Here is a 16,185-nt window from a genome sequence, read left to right as displayed (position 1 = left end):
GAGTAAGTCGGAGGTGGATTCACCGATGAGGTCGGCTCGACCTGATCGGTTCCGGCTCCAGCCGAATGCAGCGGCGTGTTGCGCCGCCGCATCTTGTCTCAACCAACCGAGTCACGCAGGAATGGCGCGACTTCGGCAGCTATCGGGAAAGCGACCATGCGTCCTCGCCATTGGGCGAAACTGACCTCGGCATCCGCCTTGGCCATCATGATGGGATGCCTCCCGCTCCGTGCCGAAACGCCGATCCAGATCGACGCCACGCTCGGCGTTCCGCTGCCCGAGCAGCCGGAGCTGAAGCTGCTCGATTCGGAGCAACCCGCCTCCCCGCCTGCCCCGCTCGCTCATTCCGGCGCGGCTTCCGAGCCGGATATCGTCACCGGCACGGTTTCGGCCGGCAGCCGCCTGCGCGACCCGGCCAAGCTCGACGCCACCGCCCCGGCGGAGGCCGAGGAGGAGCCGGTCACGCTTGACATCCCGGCGATCGAGATGCCCGCAACCGACCCCGCGCTGGTGCCGGCCTCCAAGGCCGTCGAGCCGGCGCCGCCAGCGCCGCAGACCGGACCGCTGCAGAGCGTCGAGCCGCTGGTGCCGCCGCCCGAGATGCCCAAGGTCGTCGTCACCGTGCCGCCCGGCCTGGAGTTCGCGGCGGCCGTGGCCGAGCACCTTCAGGATGCGGTTGCGCTGCATCGGCTGTCCGAGCGCGAGCGCAACGAGATCATCGCAGCCTACCAGGCGAACGAGAACAAGCCGTTCTGGATCGACGGAAAGGGCTGGAACGAGGCGGGCAAGCGCATCGTAGCGCAGCTCGGCCGTGCGGCCGAGGATGGCCTGCGCCCCAGCGACTATCCGCTCCCCGCCTTCGAGGCGAGCGACAAGGCCAAGCTCGCCGAGGCCGATATCCGCCTGTCGGCGCTGGCCGTGCTCTATGCCCGCGATGCGCGCGGCGGCCGCATCGACCCGCGCCGCCTCTCGAAGCTGATCACGCCGACCCTCTACCTGCCCTCGGCCACCGAGGTGCTCTCCGAGCTCGCCGGCGCGACCGATGCCGGCGCCGTGCTCGCCGCCTACAACCCGCCGCATGAGGGCTACCAGCGTCTCAAGGCCAAGCTCGTGGAGATGCGGGAGCATCTCGACGACACGCCGCTGGTGCGCATCCCCGCCGGCCCGCCGCTCAAGCTCGGCATGCGCGACGAGCGCGTCCCGCTGGTGCGCGCGCGTCTGGGCCTCGGCCCGAGCGAGGATCAAGTCTTCGACCGCTCGACCTCGCTGGCACTGGCCGACTTCCAGAAGAAGGCCGGGCTGCCGGCCAACGGCATCCTGAGCGAGCGCACGCTGGCGGCGCTGGGCAAGCCGGCCACGGCACGCGGCGAGGAGGACATCGTCGCCCAGATGGAGCGCTGGCGCTGGCTGCCGCCCGATCTCGGCACCGACCACATCATGGTCAACGTGCCGGAGATGCGCGTGCGCGTCATCCGCTCCGGCAAGGTGGTGCATGAGGCCCGCACCATCATCGGCAAGCCGGAATCGGCGACGCCCATCTTCTCGCACAAGATGGACCACGTCATCGTCAACCCGTCCTGGTACGTGCCGCCCTCGATCCTGAAGAAGGAGTTCCTGCCGGGGCTGGCAGCCGATCCCGACTATGCCGCCAAGCGCGGCTACGTCGTCACCCGCACCAAGGGCGGCGGCATCTCGGTGCGCCAGCCGCCGGGCGAGCGCAATGCGCTCGGCTGGATCAAGTTCATGTTCCCGAACGAGCATGCAGTCTATCTGCACGACACGCCGAACCGCCGGCTCTTCGCCGGCGAGCGGCGGGCGCTCAGCCATGGCTGCGTGCGCGTCGAGAACCCGTTTGCACTGGCGGATCAGGTCCTCGGGCCGGAATGGACGCATGAGCGGCTGAAGCGCCTGATCGGCTCGGGAGAACGGCGAATCAACCTGCCGCAGCCGCTGGCGATCCACCTCGTCTACAATACGATCGTGGTCGGCGCCGATGGTCACATCACCCGCTTCGACGACGTCTACGGCTTCCACCGCATGGTCCGGCAGGCGCTCGAACAACGTGGCTAAATTGCGCCCGCCGCAAGGCGGGCACCTTTTTGCCACGATCCGTCTTTAGCCACCTCGTCCCAGTACTTTCTGGCGCAGTGATTGCCGGCTCGCTAACGAGCCGTTAACGCTTCTCCGCAACTGTTCGTTCACGTTCATCGTACCGCTTCGGCGGGGGCACCGAGACGGGTCAGACAGATTGGGCAGGATCAACGCCAAGCTTGCAGGATGGTTGCCGTCCGGCCTGGGGTCAGCCATGCGGCGCGTCCTGACTCTCGGCATGGCCTGCACAGCCTCTATCCTGGCCGTTCGCAGCACGCAGGACGCCGTCGCCAACGGCGATACCCGCACGATCACCATCCGGCACATGCACACCAAGGAGGAGACGACCGTCACCTTCAAGCGTGACGGCCGTTATGATTCCTCGGCGCTGGAGAAGCTGAACTGGGCGCTGCGCGACTGGCGCAGCGACGAGCCGATTCGCATGGATCCGCGCCTGTTCGACGTCGTCTGGGAGACGCAGCGCCAGCTCGGCTCCGACCAGCCCTTCCACGTCGTCTCCGCCTATCGCTCGCCCAACACCAACGCCATGCTGCGCCGACGGTCACGCGCGGTCGCCAAGCACAGCCAGCATATGCTCGGCAAGGCGATGGACTTCTACCTGCCAGACGTCCCAACGGCCCGCATCCGCGAGATCGGCATGCGGCTCCAGCGCGGCGGCGTCGGCTTCTATCCCAACGCCCACACGCCCTTCGTCCATCTAGATGTCGGCTCGGTCCGCTCCTGGCCGCGCATGACGCGCGACCAGCTCGTGCGGCTGTTCCCGGACGAGAAGACCGTCCATATCCCGGCCGACGGCCAGCCCCTTGCCGGCTACGATCTCGCCAGGGCCGAAATCCTGTCAGGGGGTGGGTCCGTCGGCGGCTATGCGGTCGCCGATGCCGACGAGGGCGCGGTCGCGGCCTCCGGCGGCAAGAGCCTGTGGGCCTCGCTCTTCGGCGGCGATGACGAGGAGGCCGATGCCCGGCCGGCCCGTGGCCGCCGCGCTGCGCCGCGCCAGCAGCCGGCCGCCATCGCCTATGCCAGCCCCGGCTATGCCGACAGCAACTCCGGCGATGGCGGCCGTTTCGCCGTCGCCATGGCGCCGGAGCCGACGACGCGGGCGCTCACGCGCGAACGCTCCGAGCGACTCGCTCCGCAGACAGCCGCAGCGCCGCCTCCTGCGCCGGCCACCCCAGCCACGGCTCCGGAGCCAACCGCCCTGCCCACGCCGCCGCAGCAGCGCGCGCCTGAGAGCAGGCCGCAGCTCATGGATGCGCCGCTGCCTCTGGCCCGGCCACGCGGCCTCTCCACGCCGGGAGACGATCCGGTCCAGGTCGCGGCCCTGCCCGCGACCGGCGGCGCACTCGCCTTCGCGCCGCAATCGGGCGCCGCCGCCGACCCGCGTCTCATCCTCGCATCGCTGCCGCCACGGCGGCCTGACGAGATGGTCGCGGCAACCACCCTTGCCCTTGCCGCCAGCCCGGCCGGCAGCCCGACCAACGCACCGTTGCCGCCGATCCGCCCGACGGCGCTCGCCGACGCCGCCCTGCGCGGCAGCGCCACGGATCAGGCGCCCGCCGCGGCAGCGGAAGGCCGCCTCGTCACGGCCGCGCTGCCTCCTGTCCGGCCGCGCGAAGGAGGCGTCACCTTCGTTCCGGCCAGCCAGCGCTCGGTCCCCGTCGCAGCCGAGCCTGAAGAACCTGAGGACATGGATCGCTCCGGCCTGAAATCGCTGTTCGCGACGGTCGCGCGCACCAGCGTATCGCCGGGCAGGCCGGACAATGTCGCGACTGCGCGCGCCAGAACCGCAGGCCCCTCGGCCGCCCCGATCGCAGGCCCGAGCCCGGCCGCCGCGCTCGGCTTCAGCCATGCCGATTCCGGCGCGCCCAAGCCGGGTGCCTTCAGCGGCCCGGCTGTGCGCCCGCTGCCGACGAGCTTCGTGCAGAACTGAGTGGTCGGGCGCCCGTCATGCTCGGGCTTGCTCCGAGCATCTCGCGACGCGGAACCCCGGTCGGCTTGTGTTCTCGGGCCTCCTGCGCTCGCCTGAGAACCACGCCTTAGGTGGCTCGGCTATTCCCGGTCGATCGGCCAGGCCTTGAAGACGTCGAGCGCCTCGCAGGCCCGCGCCTGCTCGGCCAGCGCCGGCCAGCGCTCCTCCGACGCGAATTCCGGGATCACGAAACGGCAGAAGCCCCAGGCGATCGCCGCGGCGATATCGCTCGGCAGCAGCTCCGGCCCTGCGGTCAGCTCGCCCTCCTTCGCCGCCGTGTCGAGCAGGTCGAGCGCGACGTGCAGCTGGCTGACGATGCGCTCCTGCCAGGGCGCATAGCGCTGCGCCTCCGGGCGCTTGCGCTCGTACTCGATCGACACTGCCTTGTCGGCCGCGACGATGCCGATGCCGGTGAGCGCGAGGTCGCGCCGGCGCGCCACGCCCTCGATCGGGCGCAGCGAGCGGCCCGCGACGTCCTCGAAATGCTGGATGATCAGCAGGGATTCGCTGATGGCGATGCCATCGTCTGTGACCAGCGTCGGCGCCTTGATCAGCGGGTTGATCGCCCGAAACTCGTCCATGTGGCGGAAGACCGAGACCGAGCGGTGCTCGAACGGCACCTCCAGCAAGCTGCCGGTGATCGCCGCACGGCGGACATAGGGGCTATCGAGCATTCCGACGAGCAGCATCGCTTCCTCCTGACAAGAGCGGTGCGACAGTGCAGAAGCCCGCGAAAGAAACCACGCGAATTCGCGTGATGCTGCGGATCACGCCGCTTGATGTTCGCGCTTCTTGGCCGGCGTGAGCTGGGCGCTCAGAGGTTCGTCCAGCCTGATGCCGCGCTGATGCGCCTCCATCTGGCAGGGATCCCAGTAAGGGGTGCCACCGAAACGCTCGACAAGCAGGTCGATCAGCACCCGGACCTTGCCGGGGACATAGGCACCCGGTGGGCGCACCACATAGAGCGCCCGCGTCGGCATGGGATAATCGAGCAGTATCGGTTCGACCGCGCCGGACCGGATGGCGTCGGAGGCGATGAAGGTCGGCAACACGGCGAGCCCCAGCCCCGCCACGGCCCAGGATAGCAGCGTGTCGCCATTGTCGGAGCGCATCCGCCCCGGCGGCCGCACCGTGATCCAGCGCTTGCCGGTGCGGAAGACCCAGTCCTGATCATTCGTGCCGCTATAGAGCAGGCAGTCATGGTCGTTGAGATCGGCAGGGATGGCGGGGCGGCCGCGCCGCGTGAGATAGGCCGGGCTGCCGATCACCGTGGCATGGACCGGCGCAACCCGGCGGGCGATCAGGCTTGAATCCTTCAGCGAGCCGATGCGGATCGCCGCATCGAAGCGCTCGCCGATCAGGTCGACATAGCGGTCGCTCGCCTGCACGTCGATCTCGAGCCGCGGGTACATCTGCGCGAGCTCGCCGAGCAGCGGCGCGACATGCTTGGTGCCGAAGGTGAGCGGCATCGAGAGCCGCAGCCGCCCGGCGACGCCGCCCGCCTGCTGCGCCACGGCCTCCCGCGCCTCTTCGAGCTCGGCCAGGATGCGCTCGCTACGCGCCTTGAACTCCAGCCCGGCCTCGGTCGCGCTCACGCCGCGGGTGGTGCGGCTGAGCAGGCGCGTGCCGAGTTCCTCCTCCAGCCGGCTCACCCGGCGGCTGACGATCGACTTCGCCAGGCCGAGGCTCTGCGCCGCCCGGCCGAAGCCACCGGCCTCGACCACGGCGATGAAGCTGCGGATGTCATCGAGCTCCGACATGGGTGTTCCTCAGGGTGCAACAGCTTGGTGCCGATTATGCGAATTCTGGTGCGATCCGTGAACCACTATCTTCTCGGCCATCGAAATCACTCCTGCCGAATAGGAAGCTTCATCATGGCTACCGCCCTCGTCCTCAACAGCAGCGCTTCGGGCGCCGACTCGGTCTCCAGGCAGCTGGTCCAGGCCACGGTCTCCCGGCTGCGCGCCCAGAACCCCGGCGTGCATGTCGTCGAGCGCGACCTCGACGCCAACCCCATTCCGCATCTCAACGCGGAGACCACGGCCGCCGTGCGCGCCGGCATCACCGAGACGGCCGCGCAGCGCGAGGCGCTCGCCCTTTCCAACGCGCTGGTCGAAGAGCTGAAGGCCGCCGACACCATCGTCATCGGCGCGCCGATGTATAATTTCGGCATTCCTTCGACGCTGAAGAGCTGGTTCGACTACGTGCTGCGCGCGGGCGTCACCTTCAGTTACAGCGAAGCCGGCCCCGAGGGTCTGCTCAAGGGCAAGCGCGCCATCGTCGTCGAGAGCCGTGGCGGCCTCTACAGCAGCGGCCCGGCCCAGTCGCTGGATTCGCAGGAGCCGCATCTGCGCACCATGCTCGGCTTCGCCGGCATCACCGAGGTCACCTTCATCCGCGCCGAGAAGCTGGGCTATGGCACCGAGGCTCGCGAAGAGGCGATCCGCAACGCCAACGCCGAACTCGCCCTCGTCGCCTGAGGACGGCACAAGCAAAAGAGCCCCGCATCGGACAGCCGATGCGGGGCTTTCTGTCGTCTGCATCCAGGATCAGTCGCTGCGACGCGCGGCGCGCGCCACCGCGGCGGCGACCCGCTCATGCCCTTCCGCCAGGATCGCCGTAGCCAGCCGGACATGCTCGGTTGGCCGTAGCGAGCACTTGCTGCCGGGCAGAACCGCGATGCCGTGGGCGGCGAGTGTCACCAGGGCATATTGCTCGGACTCGACCGGAATCCAGATGCAGAGCCCATCCGTCTCCGGCATCGCGACGCCGTGCTCCGCCAAATGCCCCAGGAAGGTCCGCCGGCGCTCCGCATAGATCCGGCGCGCGTCGGCGACGCTCCGCATCGTCGCCGCATCCTCGAGCAGCCAGGCCGTGGCGGCCTGCAGCAGCCGGCTCGTCCAGCCGGAGGAGAAGCTGCGGTAGGATTGAATCTGCCGGATGACCTTGTCCGGTGCCGAGAGCACGGCGATCCGCAGATCCGGGCCGAGCGATTTGGAGAAGGAGCGGATGTGGACGACCCGCTCGGGCATGGTCGCGCCCAGGCTGATCGGCGGGTGGATGGAGACATCGCCGACGCCGTCATCCTCGATCACCAGTGTCTCGCTGCCGGCCAGCAGCGTTGCCAGCTCCTGCAGGCGTCGCGCGCTGACGGGCCGGCCTGTGACGGAATGGGTGCGCGGCTGGAACATGAAGGCGGCGGGGCGCCGTGACAATGCGGCTGCGAGCTGGTCTGGCAGAGGCCCCTCCGCATCGCAGCCGATCGGCAGAAGCTCGGCGCCGAGATTCTCGATGATGTCGAGGAGGCGCATCGCCGTAGGGTCCTCGATCGCGACGCAGGAGCCCGGCAGCACCGTCGCATTCAGCACAGAATAGACCGCGTTGTAGCCGCCATTGGTGGCAAGGAAGGCATCCGGCGCATAGGGCCATTGCGGCAGCACCGCCTCTCGCAGCGCCGGCAGGATCGAAGCACGCTCATAGCTGTTGAGGTCCTCGACGCAGGCCGCATGGGCCAGTGCTCCGTGCAGCGACGGCAGCAGGCTGGCGTCGGGGACGGCAAGCGACAGATCGAGCACGCCCGGGCCGAAATGGGCGACGCTGCCCATGCGGGCCGGGCGGGGCGTGGCGCTGTCGCCGCTGACCCAGGCGCCGCCGCGCCCGCGCCCCGAGACGATCTTCTGCCGCTTCAGCTCGCTCCAGGCTTCCGAGATCGTGCCGGGGCTGACGCCGAGCGTGAAGGCAAGGTCGCGCACGGTCGGCATCCGCGTGCCCACGGCCAGCGCACCCGAGCGGATCAGCGCGCTGACCTCCAGCGCAATTCCGCGTGCGGTGCGTTGCGTCAGGCGGCTCGCCAGCCAGGTCGCGTCGGGTTCGGTGCTCATCGATTCGGAAATTAATGTTCAGGAACGTAATATCGATTGATCAGCCAAAGTGAACATTTAATCTGCCTGATATTCAAGGCTTGGAACGAGGTATGCGTTGAAACCTGTCATCCGGCTGGCCCTGCGGGACTGGGACTTCATCACGCCGCTGCTGCTCGGCGACGTCGCCTCCGACCAATTCGAGCTCAAGATCGAGCGGCTCGCGGCCCTGCCGGACGATTTCGCCAACGACCCGCGCTTCGACGCCTCGGAGATTTCGTTCAGCCGCTACACCACCGGGAAAGCGCGGGGCGAGACCGGCGTCTTCGGCATTCCGAACTTCATCATGCGCGGCTTCCGGCATCGCTGCGTCGTCACGGCGGCGGACAGCCCGCTGACGCGCTTCGAGGATCTGCGCGGCAAGCGCATCGGCATCGCCGGCTGGCAGGATTCCGGGAACACCTGGACGCGCGCAGCCCTGGCCGAGGCCGGGATCGGTATCGAGGATGCGTTCTGGGCGGTCAGCCGCCTCGCGGCGGACCATCCGGTCACCGACCGCGTCGGCCGCTATGCGCGGCCGGGCCGGATCGAGGCGCTGGCCGGCCAGCCGCCGCTGCTCGATCTGCTCGCCGCCGGCGAGATCGACGCCGTGCTGATGCCGTTCATGCCCAAGGGCTTCTTCTCGCAGGGCTCGGCATTCCGCGCCCTGCTGCCGGATGTCCGCGCGGCGGAGGTCGGCTATTTCCGCAAGGTCGGCTTCGTGCCCGGCATGCACATCATCGGGCTCAAGCCGGAGCTTGTGGCGCGCGATCCCTGGCTGCCGCAGGCGCTCAGCGACCTGCTCGACGAGAGCCAGCGCGTCTGGCTGGAGAAGCGCCGCCGCTATGCCGACACCAGCCCCTGGCTGATCGACGAGCTCGTGCGCAGCGGGCATGATCTCCCGACCGAATGGAATGCGAGCGGCCTCGGCCCGAACCGGGCAATGGTCGCGGCCTTCCTGGAACAGCTGCGGATCCAGGAACTCGCCGAGACCGATCTGACGCCGGAGACGCTGTTTCCGGCCGTCGGCGCTGGGGCCGAGCAGGCCGCCTGAGCGCGCGAACCAGTTTGAGAAATAACGAACAGGGGAATGTCGCCATGAAGATGATCGTGAAGCTGGCCGGTGCCGTCGCGTTTTCCGTTGCGCTCATGCAGGGCGCGGCGCTGGCGCAGGACCAGTCGATCCAGATCCCGAAGCAGAAGGTCGACGAGGCTCTGCGCGCCAAGCTGCCGGAGACGATCCGCGCCGCCGGCAAGATGATCTCGGTCAATAACGGCTCCTTCCCCCCCTACGAAATCGTCACCGACACCAACAAGATGATCGGCGCCAGCGCCGATCTGTCCGAGGCGCTCGGCGAGCTGCTCGGCGTCAAGATCGAGCATGCCACGGTCAACGGCCTCGCCTCGTCGCTCAGCGGCATCGCCGCCGGCCGCTTCCAGTTCGCGATGGGCCCGATCGGCGACTTCAAGTCGCGCCAGGAGGCAAACGACTTCGTCGACTATGTCCGCGAATACGTGGTCTTCGCCGTGCAGAAGGGCAATCCGAAGGCCATCAACAGCCTGGAGGACAGCTGCGGCAAGAAGATCGCCGTGATGTCCGCCGGCTCGGCCGAGAAGGTCATCAAGGCGCAGGCCGAGAAATGCGCCGCCGATGGCAAGCCTGTGCTGGAGGTGATGTCCTTCACCGATCAGCCGACCTCGATCCTGTCGGTGCGCTCGCGCCGCGCCGATGCGTTCTTCTCGTCGCAGGCGCCGCTCAGCTATTTTGTTCAGCAGGCGAAGGGCGATCTCGAGCTGGCCGCCATCGGCAAGGCGAACGGCTTCCAGGATCTGTTCCAGGGCGCCGTCGTGCCGAAGGGCTCGCCGCTCGGCGAGGTGCTGGTCGGCGGCATCAAGGCGCTGAAGGCCAACGGCACCTATGCCGCGATCTTCAAGAAATGGGGGCTCGAGAACAACATGATCGACGAGCCCGGCATCAACCGGTCGACGAACTGAGCCTGAGCACAGGATGAGCAACGCAACACAGGCGGCGGGCGAGCGCGAACTGGCGCTGCGCGACGTCGCCACGGCGCATCGCCCGGCCGAATGGGGACGCTGGCTGCTTTGGGCCTTCGTGCTCCTCATCGCAGCCAACTTCGCCTGGATCGTCGCCTGGAACCCGAATTTCGGGTGGCCGGTGGTGGCGCAATGGTTCACCGCGGAGTCGATCCTGCGCGGCCTCACGGTGACACTCGGCCTGACCGTCGTCGCCATGGTGATCGGCGTCGCCATCGGGCTTCTGCTCGCCATCGGCCGGCTTTCCGACGACCGTTTGTTCAGCGGCCTCGCCGGCCTCTACATCTGGTTCTTCCGCGGCACGCCGCTCCTAGTGCAGCTCATCTTCTGGTACAATCTCTCGACGCTGTTCCCCGAGATCTCGATCGCCATCCCCTTCGGGCCGACGCTCGTCAGCTGGCACACCAATGACCTGATCACGCCGATGACGGCGGCGATCGCCGGGCTTTCGCTGAACGAGGCCGCCTATATGGCCGAGATCATCCGCGGCGGCCTGATCTCCGTCGACAAGGGGCAGGTCGAGGCGACCGACGCCTTCGGCATGACGCGGGCACGGGCATTGCGCCGGGTCATCATCCCGCAGGCGATGCGCTCGATCGTGCCGCCCACCGGCAACCAGCTCATCAGCATGATCAAGGCGACCTCGCTGGTCAGCGTCATCGCCATGGCCGATCTGCTCTATTCGGTGCAGGCGGTCTACAACCGCACCTTCGAGGTCATCCCCATGCTGATGGTGGCCGTGATCTGGTATCTCGCGATCACCTCGGTCCTGAATATCGGCCAAGGCTTCATCGAGCGCTACTATGCGCGCGGCGAGCGGGGCGCGACGCAGGCCAAGCCCGTCATCGCGGAGGCGACCCCATGAGCCGCGATGCGATCAAGGCCGGCGCCGCGCCGCTGGTCAGCGCCCGCAATGTCCACAAATCCTTCGGCGCCAACGAGGTGCTGAAGGGCATCGACCTCGATGTCGCGCCGGGAGAAGTCGTGGTGATCCTCGGGCCGTCAGGCTCGGGCAAATCGACCTTCCTGCGCTGCATCAACCATCTCGAGGCGATCGACCGCGGCTCGATCATGGTGGCCGGCGAGCAGATCGGCTACCGGCTCGCCGGGGAGCGGCTGGTCCGGCTGTCGAACCGGGCGATCGCGGCGCAGCGCCGCCAGATCGGCATGGTCTTCCAGCAGTTCAACCTCTACCCGCATATGACGGCGCTGGAGAACATCATCGAAGCGCCCGTCGGCGTGCACGGCCACAGCCGCAAGGAGGCGACCGACTACGCGATGGAGCTGCTCGGCCGCATCGGCCTGACCGAAAAGGCGCATGCCTATCCGCGCCAGCTCTCGGGCGGCCAGCAGCAGCGCGTGGCCATCGCGCGGGCGCTCGCCATCCGGCCGAAGCTGATGCTGTTCGACGAGCCGACTTCGGCGCTCGACCCCGAACTCGTCGGCGAGGTGCTGGCAACGATGCGCGATCTCGCCGTGCAGGGGCTGACGATGATCGTCGTCACCCATGAGATCGGCTTCGCGCGCGAAGCCGCCGACCGTGTCGTCTTCATGGATGGCGGTGTCGTCGTCGAGCAGGGGCCGCCGGGCGAGGTACTCGCCTCTCCCAAGCATAGCCGCACGCGCTTGTTCCTGAGCCGCTTCATTCGCGAGGCGGTTTGACGCGTGACGCCGCGAGAGCGCGAGCAGGCTCGCGCTCTCCAGCGCTTCTCGAGGTCGCGCGCGGCTCTGGCGACCTGATCTGAAACCGTTTCGGATTGCGGCGCCGATCGCACGCGGGCCGGCGGTTTCGCCAAAGCCGGCAGAGCTCGCAGACAAGACGTCTTCAGACAATTTGGAGCGATCAAGTATTGGCAGTATAAACATATTGCAAGAACGGCGTGGTCGCCGGTCTGGCGGAAGGATCACCTCTGCATCTCGGAGGAGGGTGTCCGATGGCACGTAGGGCCGTGATAGCCTTGTTGATTCTGGCGGGATGGCCGCATTCGGCCATGGCGGCCGGCGACGCTGCCGCAGGCGAGAAAATCTTCCTGAGATGCCGGGCCTGCCACCAGATCGGCGAGACCGCGAGAAACGCTGTCGGGCCAAAGCTGAATGGCCTCTTCGGCCGCCCGTCGGGCTCGATCGAAGGCTACAGCTATTCGGCCGCCAACAAGAACTCCGGCATCGTGTGGGATGAACCGACGTTCCGGGATTACATCAAGGCGCCTCAGGCCAAGATCCCAGGCACCAAGATGACATTTCCGGGCCTCAAATCCGACCAGGAAATCGACGACGTCGTCGCGTTCCTCAAGCAATTCGATGCTGACGGGAAGAAAAAATAACTGCTTCGCCCCCCGGCCGCGGCTCCCGTCAAGCTGATCTGCAGCGCGGCGTCGATTGACAACTCCCGTGCGCAGGACGACAACATGACGATGACTTTGGTCCGGCGACTTGACTGCCCCGCGGCCCGGTCGAAAGTGGATGCGCCCGATTGCGGCGCATCGTCGTCCAGGCGAGCCAAGGGTTCGGCGATGACGAGCAGGAAGCAAAAGCTCAGGCCTCCCCATCCGCCCGGCGGAATTCGCGCCCGCCGACTGCCTTGTTCCACCCCCGATCTCGTCGGCCTCGTTCGTTCCAAGCAGGGGATCTGGTCGGCCCCGGGCTGCAGCGTCGTTTTGATGTCGAAGATAAGTTTGTTCGCCTAGCGCTGCAGCGCATTTGCCTGCGCCGCAGCGTTGCCTTGCTCCTGTTCATCGCCGCCCTCGGCAAGGATGGAAAGGGATGGGTATCGCGGTCGTCCTGGCTCTGGTCGTGATCGGCTCGGTGGTCTTCCACTTCCTGAGTCCGTGGTGGTGGACGCCGATCGCCTCCAACTGGCGCTATATCGACGACACCATGATCATCACGTTCTGGATCACCGGCGCCGTCTTCACGGCTGTCGTGCTGTTCATGGCCTATTGCGTCTTCCGGTTCCGCCACCGTGAAGGCAGCCGCGCCGCCTACCAGCCGGAAAACAAGCGGCTCGAATGGTGGCTCGCGATCGGCACGGGGATCGGCGTCGCAGCCATGCTCGCGCCGGGCCTCGTCGTCTGGCACCGGTTCGTCACGGTTCCGAAGGATGCGACCGTCGTCGAGGTCGTCGGCCAGCAATGGCAATGGGCCTACCGGCTGCCGGGTGCGGACGGCAAGCTCGGCACCGCCGACATCGCCCAAATCACGCCGGAGAACCCGCTCGGCATCGATCCGAAAGACCCGCACGGGCAGGACGACATCGTGATTCAGGGCGACCAGCTTCATCTGCAACTCGACAAGCCGGTCAAGCTGCTGCTGCGCTCGCTCGACGTGGTGCATGATTTCTACGTCCCGGAATTCCGGGCCAAGATGGACATGATCCCGGGCACCGTCACCTATTACTGGCTCACTCCGACCCGGGCCGGCACCTTCGAGGCGCTGTGCTCCGAGCTGTGCAGCACCGGCCACACCTTCATGCGCGGCGGCGTCGTCGTCGAGCCCGAGAGCCAGTACCGCGACTGGCTGCAGCAGCAGAAAACCTTCGCCCAGCTCCGGAGCCCAGCGAGGACGCAGGCGAAGAACTAGGGACGAGACAGGGGCGAGCTCCCGAACGGGGATTTCGTTCTGCGAGGAGTGGAGATGGCGCGATGGTCGACGTGATGCACGGCGTCCCCGAACCGCTACCGGCGGCCGAGATCGACGATGTCGAGCTCTATCATCCGAGGAGCTGGATCACGAAATACGTCTTCTCGCAGGATGCCAAGGTCATCGCCGTCCAGTATTCGACCGTGGCGCTGGCGATCGGGCTGGTCGCCCTGGTCCTGTCCTGGCTGATGCGGCTGCAACTCGGCTTCCCCGGCGCGCTCCCCTTCATCGACCCGGATCGCTACTACCAGCTCATCACCATGCACGGGATGATCATGGTGATCTATCTGCTGACCGCCCTCTTCCTCGGCGGCTTCGGCAACTATCTCATCCCGCTGATGCTCGGCGCGCGGGATATGGTGTTCCCCTATGTGAACATGCTGAGCTTCTGGATCTATTTCCTCGCCGTGCTCGTGCTCCTCGGCGGCTTCTTCCTGCCGGGCGGACCGACGGGAGCAGGATGGACCCTCTACCCGCCGCAAGCGATCCTCGCCAACACACCCGGCCAGCAATGGGGCATCATCGTGATGCTCTCCTCGCTGATCCTCTTCATCATCGGCTTCACCATGGGTGGGCTGAACTACGTCGTGACGGTGCTGCAAGGGCGCGCCCGGGGCATGACGCTGATGCGCATGCCATTGACGATCTGGGGCATCTTCACGGCGACCGTCATGGCGCTGCTCGCCTTTCCCGCGCTCTTCGTCGGCGCCGTGATGATGCTGCTCGACCGGCTGATCGGCACCAGCTTCTTCATGCCGGCCATCATCGCGATGGGCGAGCCGCTGGCCTACAAGGGCGGCAGCCCGATCCTGTTCCAGCACCTGTTCTGGTTCTTCGGACACCCGGAGGTCTACATCGTGGCGCTGCCGGCCTTCGGCATCGTCTCCGACCTGATCAGCACCCATGCGCGCAAGAACATCTTCGGCTACCGCATGATGGTATGGGCGCTGATAGCGATCGGCGCGCTCAGCTTCGTCGTCTGGGCGCACCACATGTATGTCAGCGGCATGTATCCCGCCTTCGGGTTCTTCTTCGCCACCACGACGCTGATCATCGCGATCCCCACCGCGATCAAGGTCTACAACTGGGTGCTGACCCTCTGGCAGGGCGACATCCACTTCACCGTCCCGATGCTGTTCGCGCTCGGCTTCATCGTCACCTTCGTGAATGGCGGGCTCACCGGGCTCTTCCTCGGCAATGTCGTCGTAGACGTGCCGCTCTCGGACACGATGTTCGTCGTCGCCCATTTCCACATGGTGATGGGCGTCGCGCCGATCCTCGTGATCTTCGGGGCGATCTACCATTGGTATCCGAAGGTTACCGGGCGCATGCTCGACGATCGGCTCGGAAAGCTCCATTTCTGGGTCACTTTCCTCGGTGCCTATCTGATCTTCTTCCCGATGCACTACATCGGATTGATGGGTGTACCGCGCCGTTATCACGAGATCGGCGGGATAGCCCTCGTTCCGCCGTCGGCGGCAACGCTGAACGAATTCATCACGGTCGTCGCACTGATCGTCGGCGCCACCCAACTCGTCTTCCTGTTCAATCTCGTCTGGAGCCTCAGGCATGGCCGGCCCGCGGGCGGCAATCCCTGGCGCGCGACCACGCTGGAATGGCAGACGCCGCAGACGCCGCCCGCCCATGGCAACTGGGGCAAGACCCTGCCCGTGGTCTATCGCTGGCCCTATGACTACAGCGTGCCCGGTGCCGCGGAGGACTTCCTGCCGCAGAACCAGCCGCCGGCGCCGCAGACAGGGTGAGGAGATGCCGCCATGGGCGTGGTCCTCGGGTTCATCGTCGTCGTGGCAGCCTTCGCCGGCTGGTGGCTCTCGCGTCAGCGCCTGACGGCAAAGCCCTGGCTCGACGTCGGTGTGATCGGCGAGGCCGCCGAGCCGACCTCGCCCACGACGGCGAAGCTCGGCCTCGGCAGCTTTCTCGTCGTCGCCAGCTCGCTCTTCGCGCTTCTCATCAGCGCCTATTCGATGCGCATGAGCATGGCCGATTGGCGCGCGCTGCCGATGCCGACGGTGCTCTGGTTCAGCACCGGTCTGCTGATCCTGGCGAGCATCGCCCTGCACATGGCGGTGGTCGCCGCGCGTTGCGACGAACGCGGCGCGCTCCGCTCCAGCCTTCTCGCGGCGGCGGTCTGCTCGCTCGCCTTCCTCTCCGCCCAGGCGCTGGCATGGCACGAGCTTGCCGCAGCCGGCTATTTCGCCGCCGCCAACCCCGCCAGTGCCTTCTTCTATCTGATCACGGCCATTCACGGAGCCCATGTGCTCGGCGGGCTCGTCGCGCTTTGCCGAACCTCCGCCAGAGCCTTCGCCATCCCGAAGGACCTCGCGCCGAAGATCCCACGCGAGCTCACCCTCAGCGTCGAGCTCTGCGCCATCTACTGGCATTTCCTGCTGCTGGTCTGGCTTGTCCTGTTCAGCCTGCTGATGCGCTGGACGGACGACCTCATCGAGATCTGCCGGGGATTGCTGACCTAGAGCTCCTGACGAGGAGGGG

Annotated in this window: 15 protein-coding genes; 12 read left to right on the top strand and 3 right to left on the bottom strand. The window is 67.2% G+C overall.

Annotated elements, in window-relative coordinates; genetic code table 11:
* Window positions 1-156: 156 nt before the first annotated feature.
* Together AB4Z10_RS20745 and AB4Z10_RS20740 are read left to right on the top strand one after the other, a co-directional pair.
* Window positions 157-2,070, top strand: a complete 1,914-nt coding sequence (locus AB4Z10_RS20745; protein WP_441472279.1) for a L,D-transpeptidase family protein — start codon at window positions 157-159, stop codon at window positions 2,068-2,070.
* A gap of 235 nt (window positions 2,071-2,305) precedes the next feature.
* Window positions 2,306-4,042: a peptidoglycan L,D-endopeptidase MepK gene (locus tag AB4Z10_RS20740; RefSeq protein ID WP_441472278.1), complete on the top strand. Its 1,737-nt coding sequence runs from the start codon at window positions 2,306-2,308 to the stop codon at window positions 4,040-4,042.
* A 119-nt stretch (window positions 4,043-4,161) separates the two neighbouring features.
* Here the strand turns inward: AB4Z10_RS20740 and AB4Z10_RS20735 are convergent, their stop codons facing one another.
* Together AB4Z10_RS20735 and AB4Z10_RS20730 are read right to left on the bottom strand one after the other, a co-directional pair.
* Window positions 4,162-4,770 (bottom strand): glutathione S-transferase family protein, encoded by a 609-nt coding sequence (locus AB4Z10_RS20735; RefSeq protein WP_441472277.1) that lies wholly within the window; start codon window positions 4,768-4,770, stop codon window positions 4,162-4,164.
* A gap of 78 nt (window positions 4,771-4,848) precedes the next feature.
* Entirely contained in the window at window positions 4,849-5,841 is a 993-nt protein-coding gene (locus AB4Z10_RS20730; protein ID WP_441472276.1) for a LysR family transcriptional regulator, read from the bottom strand.
* Between the two features lie 114 nt (window positions 5,842-5,955).
* On the opposite strand from AB4Z10_RS20730, the gene AB4Z10_RS20725 reads away from it, so the two are divergent.
* Window positions 5,956-6,561 (top strand): FMN-dependent NADH-azoreductase, encoded by a 606-nt coding sequence (locus AB4Z10_RS20725; RefSeq protein ID WP_441472275.1) that lies wholly within the window; start codon window positions 5,956-5,958, stop codon window positions 6,559-6,561.
* A gap of 69 nt (window positions 6,562-6,630) precedes the next feature.
* Here the strand turns inward: AB4Z10_RS20725 and AB4Z10_RS20720 are convergent, their stop codons facing one another.
* Complete coding sequence (locus AB4Z10_RS20720; protein WP_441472274.1) at window positions 6,631-7,962, bottom strand: aminotransferase-like domain-containing protein; 1,332 nt, start codon at window positions 7,960-7,962, stop codon at window positions 6,631-6,633.
* Between the two features lie 97 nt (window positions 7,963-8,059).
* Here AB4Z10_RS20720 and AB4Z10_RS20715 point away from each other — a divergent pair, with 97 nt between their 5' ends.
* The 9 genes from AB4Z10_RS20715 (at window position 8,060) to AB4Z10_RS20675 (ending at window position 16,166) form a co-directional block, all read left to right on the top strand.
* Entirely contained in the window at window positions 8,060-9,034 is a 975-nt protein-coding gene (locus AB4Z10_RS20715) for a substrate-binding domain-containing protein (RefSeq protein WP_441472273.1), read from the top strand.
* Between the two features lie 95 nt (window positions 9,035-9,129).
* The gene (locus AB4Z10_RS20710) at window positions 9,130-9,975 is read left to right on the top strand and encodes an ABC transporter substrate-binding protein (RefSeq protein WP_441472410.1); all 846 of its coding nucleotides are present in this window, start codon (window positions 9,130-9,132) and stop codon (window positions 9,973-9,975) included.
* 13 nt (window positions 9,976-9,988) lie between these two features.
* Complete coding sequence (locus tag AB4Z10_RS20705; RefSeq protein WP_441472272.1) at window positions 9,989-10,900, top strand: amino acid ABC transporter permease; 912 nt, start codon at window positions 9,989-9,991, stop codon at window positions 10,898-10,900.
* Entirely contained in the window at window positions 10,897-11,697 is an 801-nt protein-coding gene (locus AB4Z10_RS20700; RefSeq protein WP_441472271.1) for an amino acid ABC transporter ATP-binding protein, read from the top strand. The genes AB4Z10_RS20705 and AB4Z10_RS20700 overlap by 4 nt, the downstream gene beginning before the upstream one ends.
* A 272-nt stretch (window positions 11,698-11,969) precedes the next feature.
* Entirely contained in the window at window positions 11,970-12,359 is a 390-nt protein-coding gene (locus AB4Z10_RS20695) for a c-type cytochrome (RefSeq protein WP_441472270.1), read from the top strand.
* Between the two features lie 149 nt (window positions 12,360-12,508).
* Window positions 12,509-12,832 (top strand): hypothetical protein, encoded by a 324-nt coding sequence (locus AB4Z10_RS20690; RefSeq protein ID WP_441472269.1) that lies wholly within the window; start codon window positions 12,509-12,511, stop codon window positions 12,830-12,832.
* Window positions 12,799-13,614, top strand: coding sequence for a cytochrome c oxidase subunit II (locus tag AB4Z10_RS20685; protein WP_441472268.1), 816 nt, complete (start codon window positions 12,799-12,801; stop codon window positions 13,612-13,614). The genes AB4Z10_RS20690 and AB4Z10_RS20685 overlap by 34 nt, the downstream gene beginning before the upstream one ends.
* A 62-nt stretch (window positions 13,615-13,676) precedes the next feature.
* The gene (locus tag AB4Z10_RS20680; RefSeq protein WP_441472267.1) at window positions 13,677-15,437 is read left to right on the top strand and encodes a cbb3-type cytochrome c oxidase subunit I; all 1,761 of its coding nucleotides are present in this window, start codon (window positions 13,677-13,679) and stop codon (window positions 15,435-15,437) included.
* Window positions 15,438-15,449: 12 nt separating this feature from the next.
* A complete protein-coding gene (locus tag AB4Z10_RS20675; protein ID WP_441472266.1) occupies window positions 15,450-16,166 on the top strand; it encodes a cytochrome c oxidase subunit 3 in 717 nt (238 codons plus the stop codon).
* The last annotated feature ends 19 nt before the right edge of the window (window positions 16,167-16,185 follow it).

The organism is Allobosea sp. RAF48, assembly GCF_052114025.1.
GTDB lineage: Bacteria > Pseudomonadota > Alphaproteobacteria > Rhizobiales > Beijerinckiaceae > Allobosea.
This window is presented reverse-complemented; position numbering and strand designations above follow the sequence as displayed.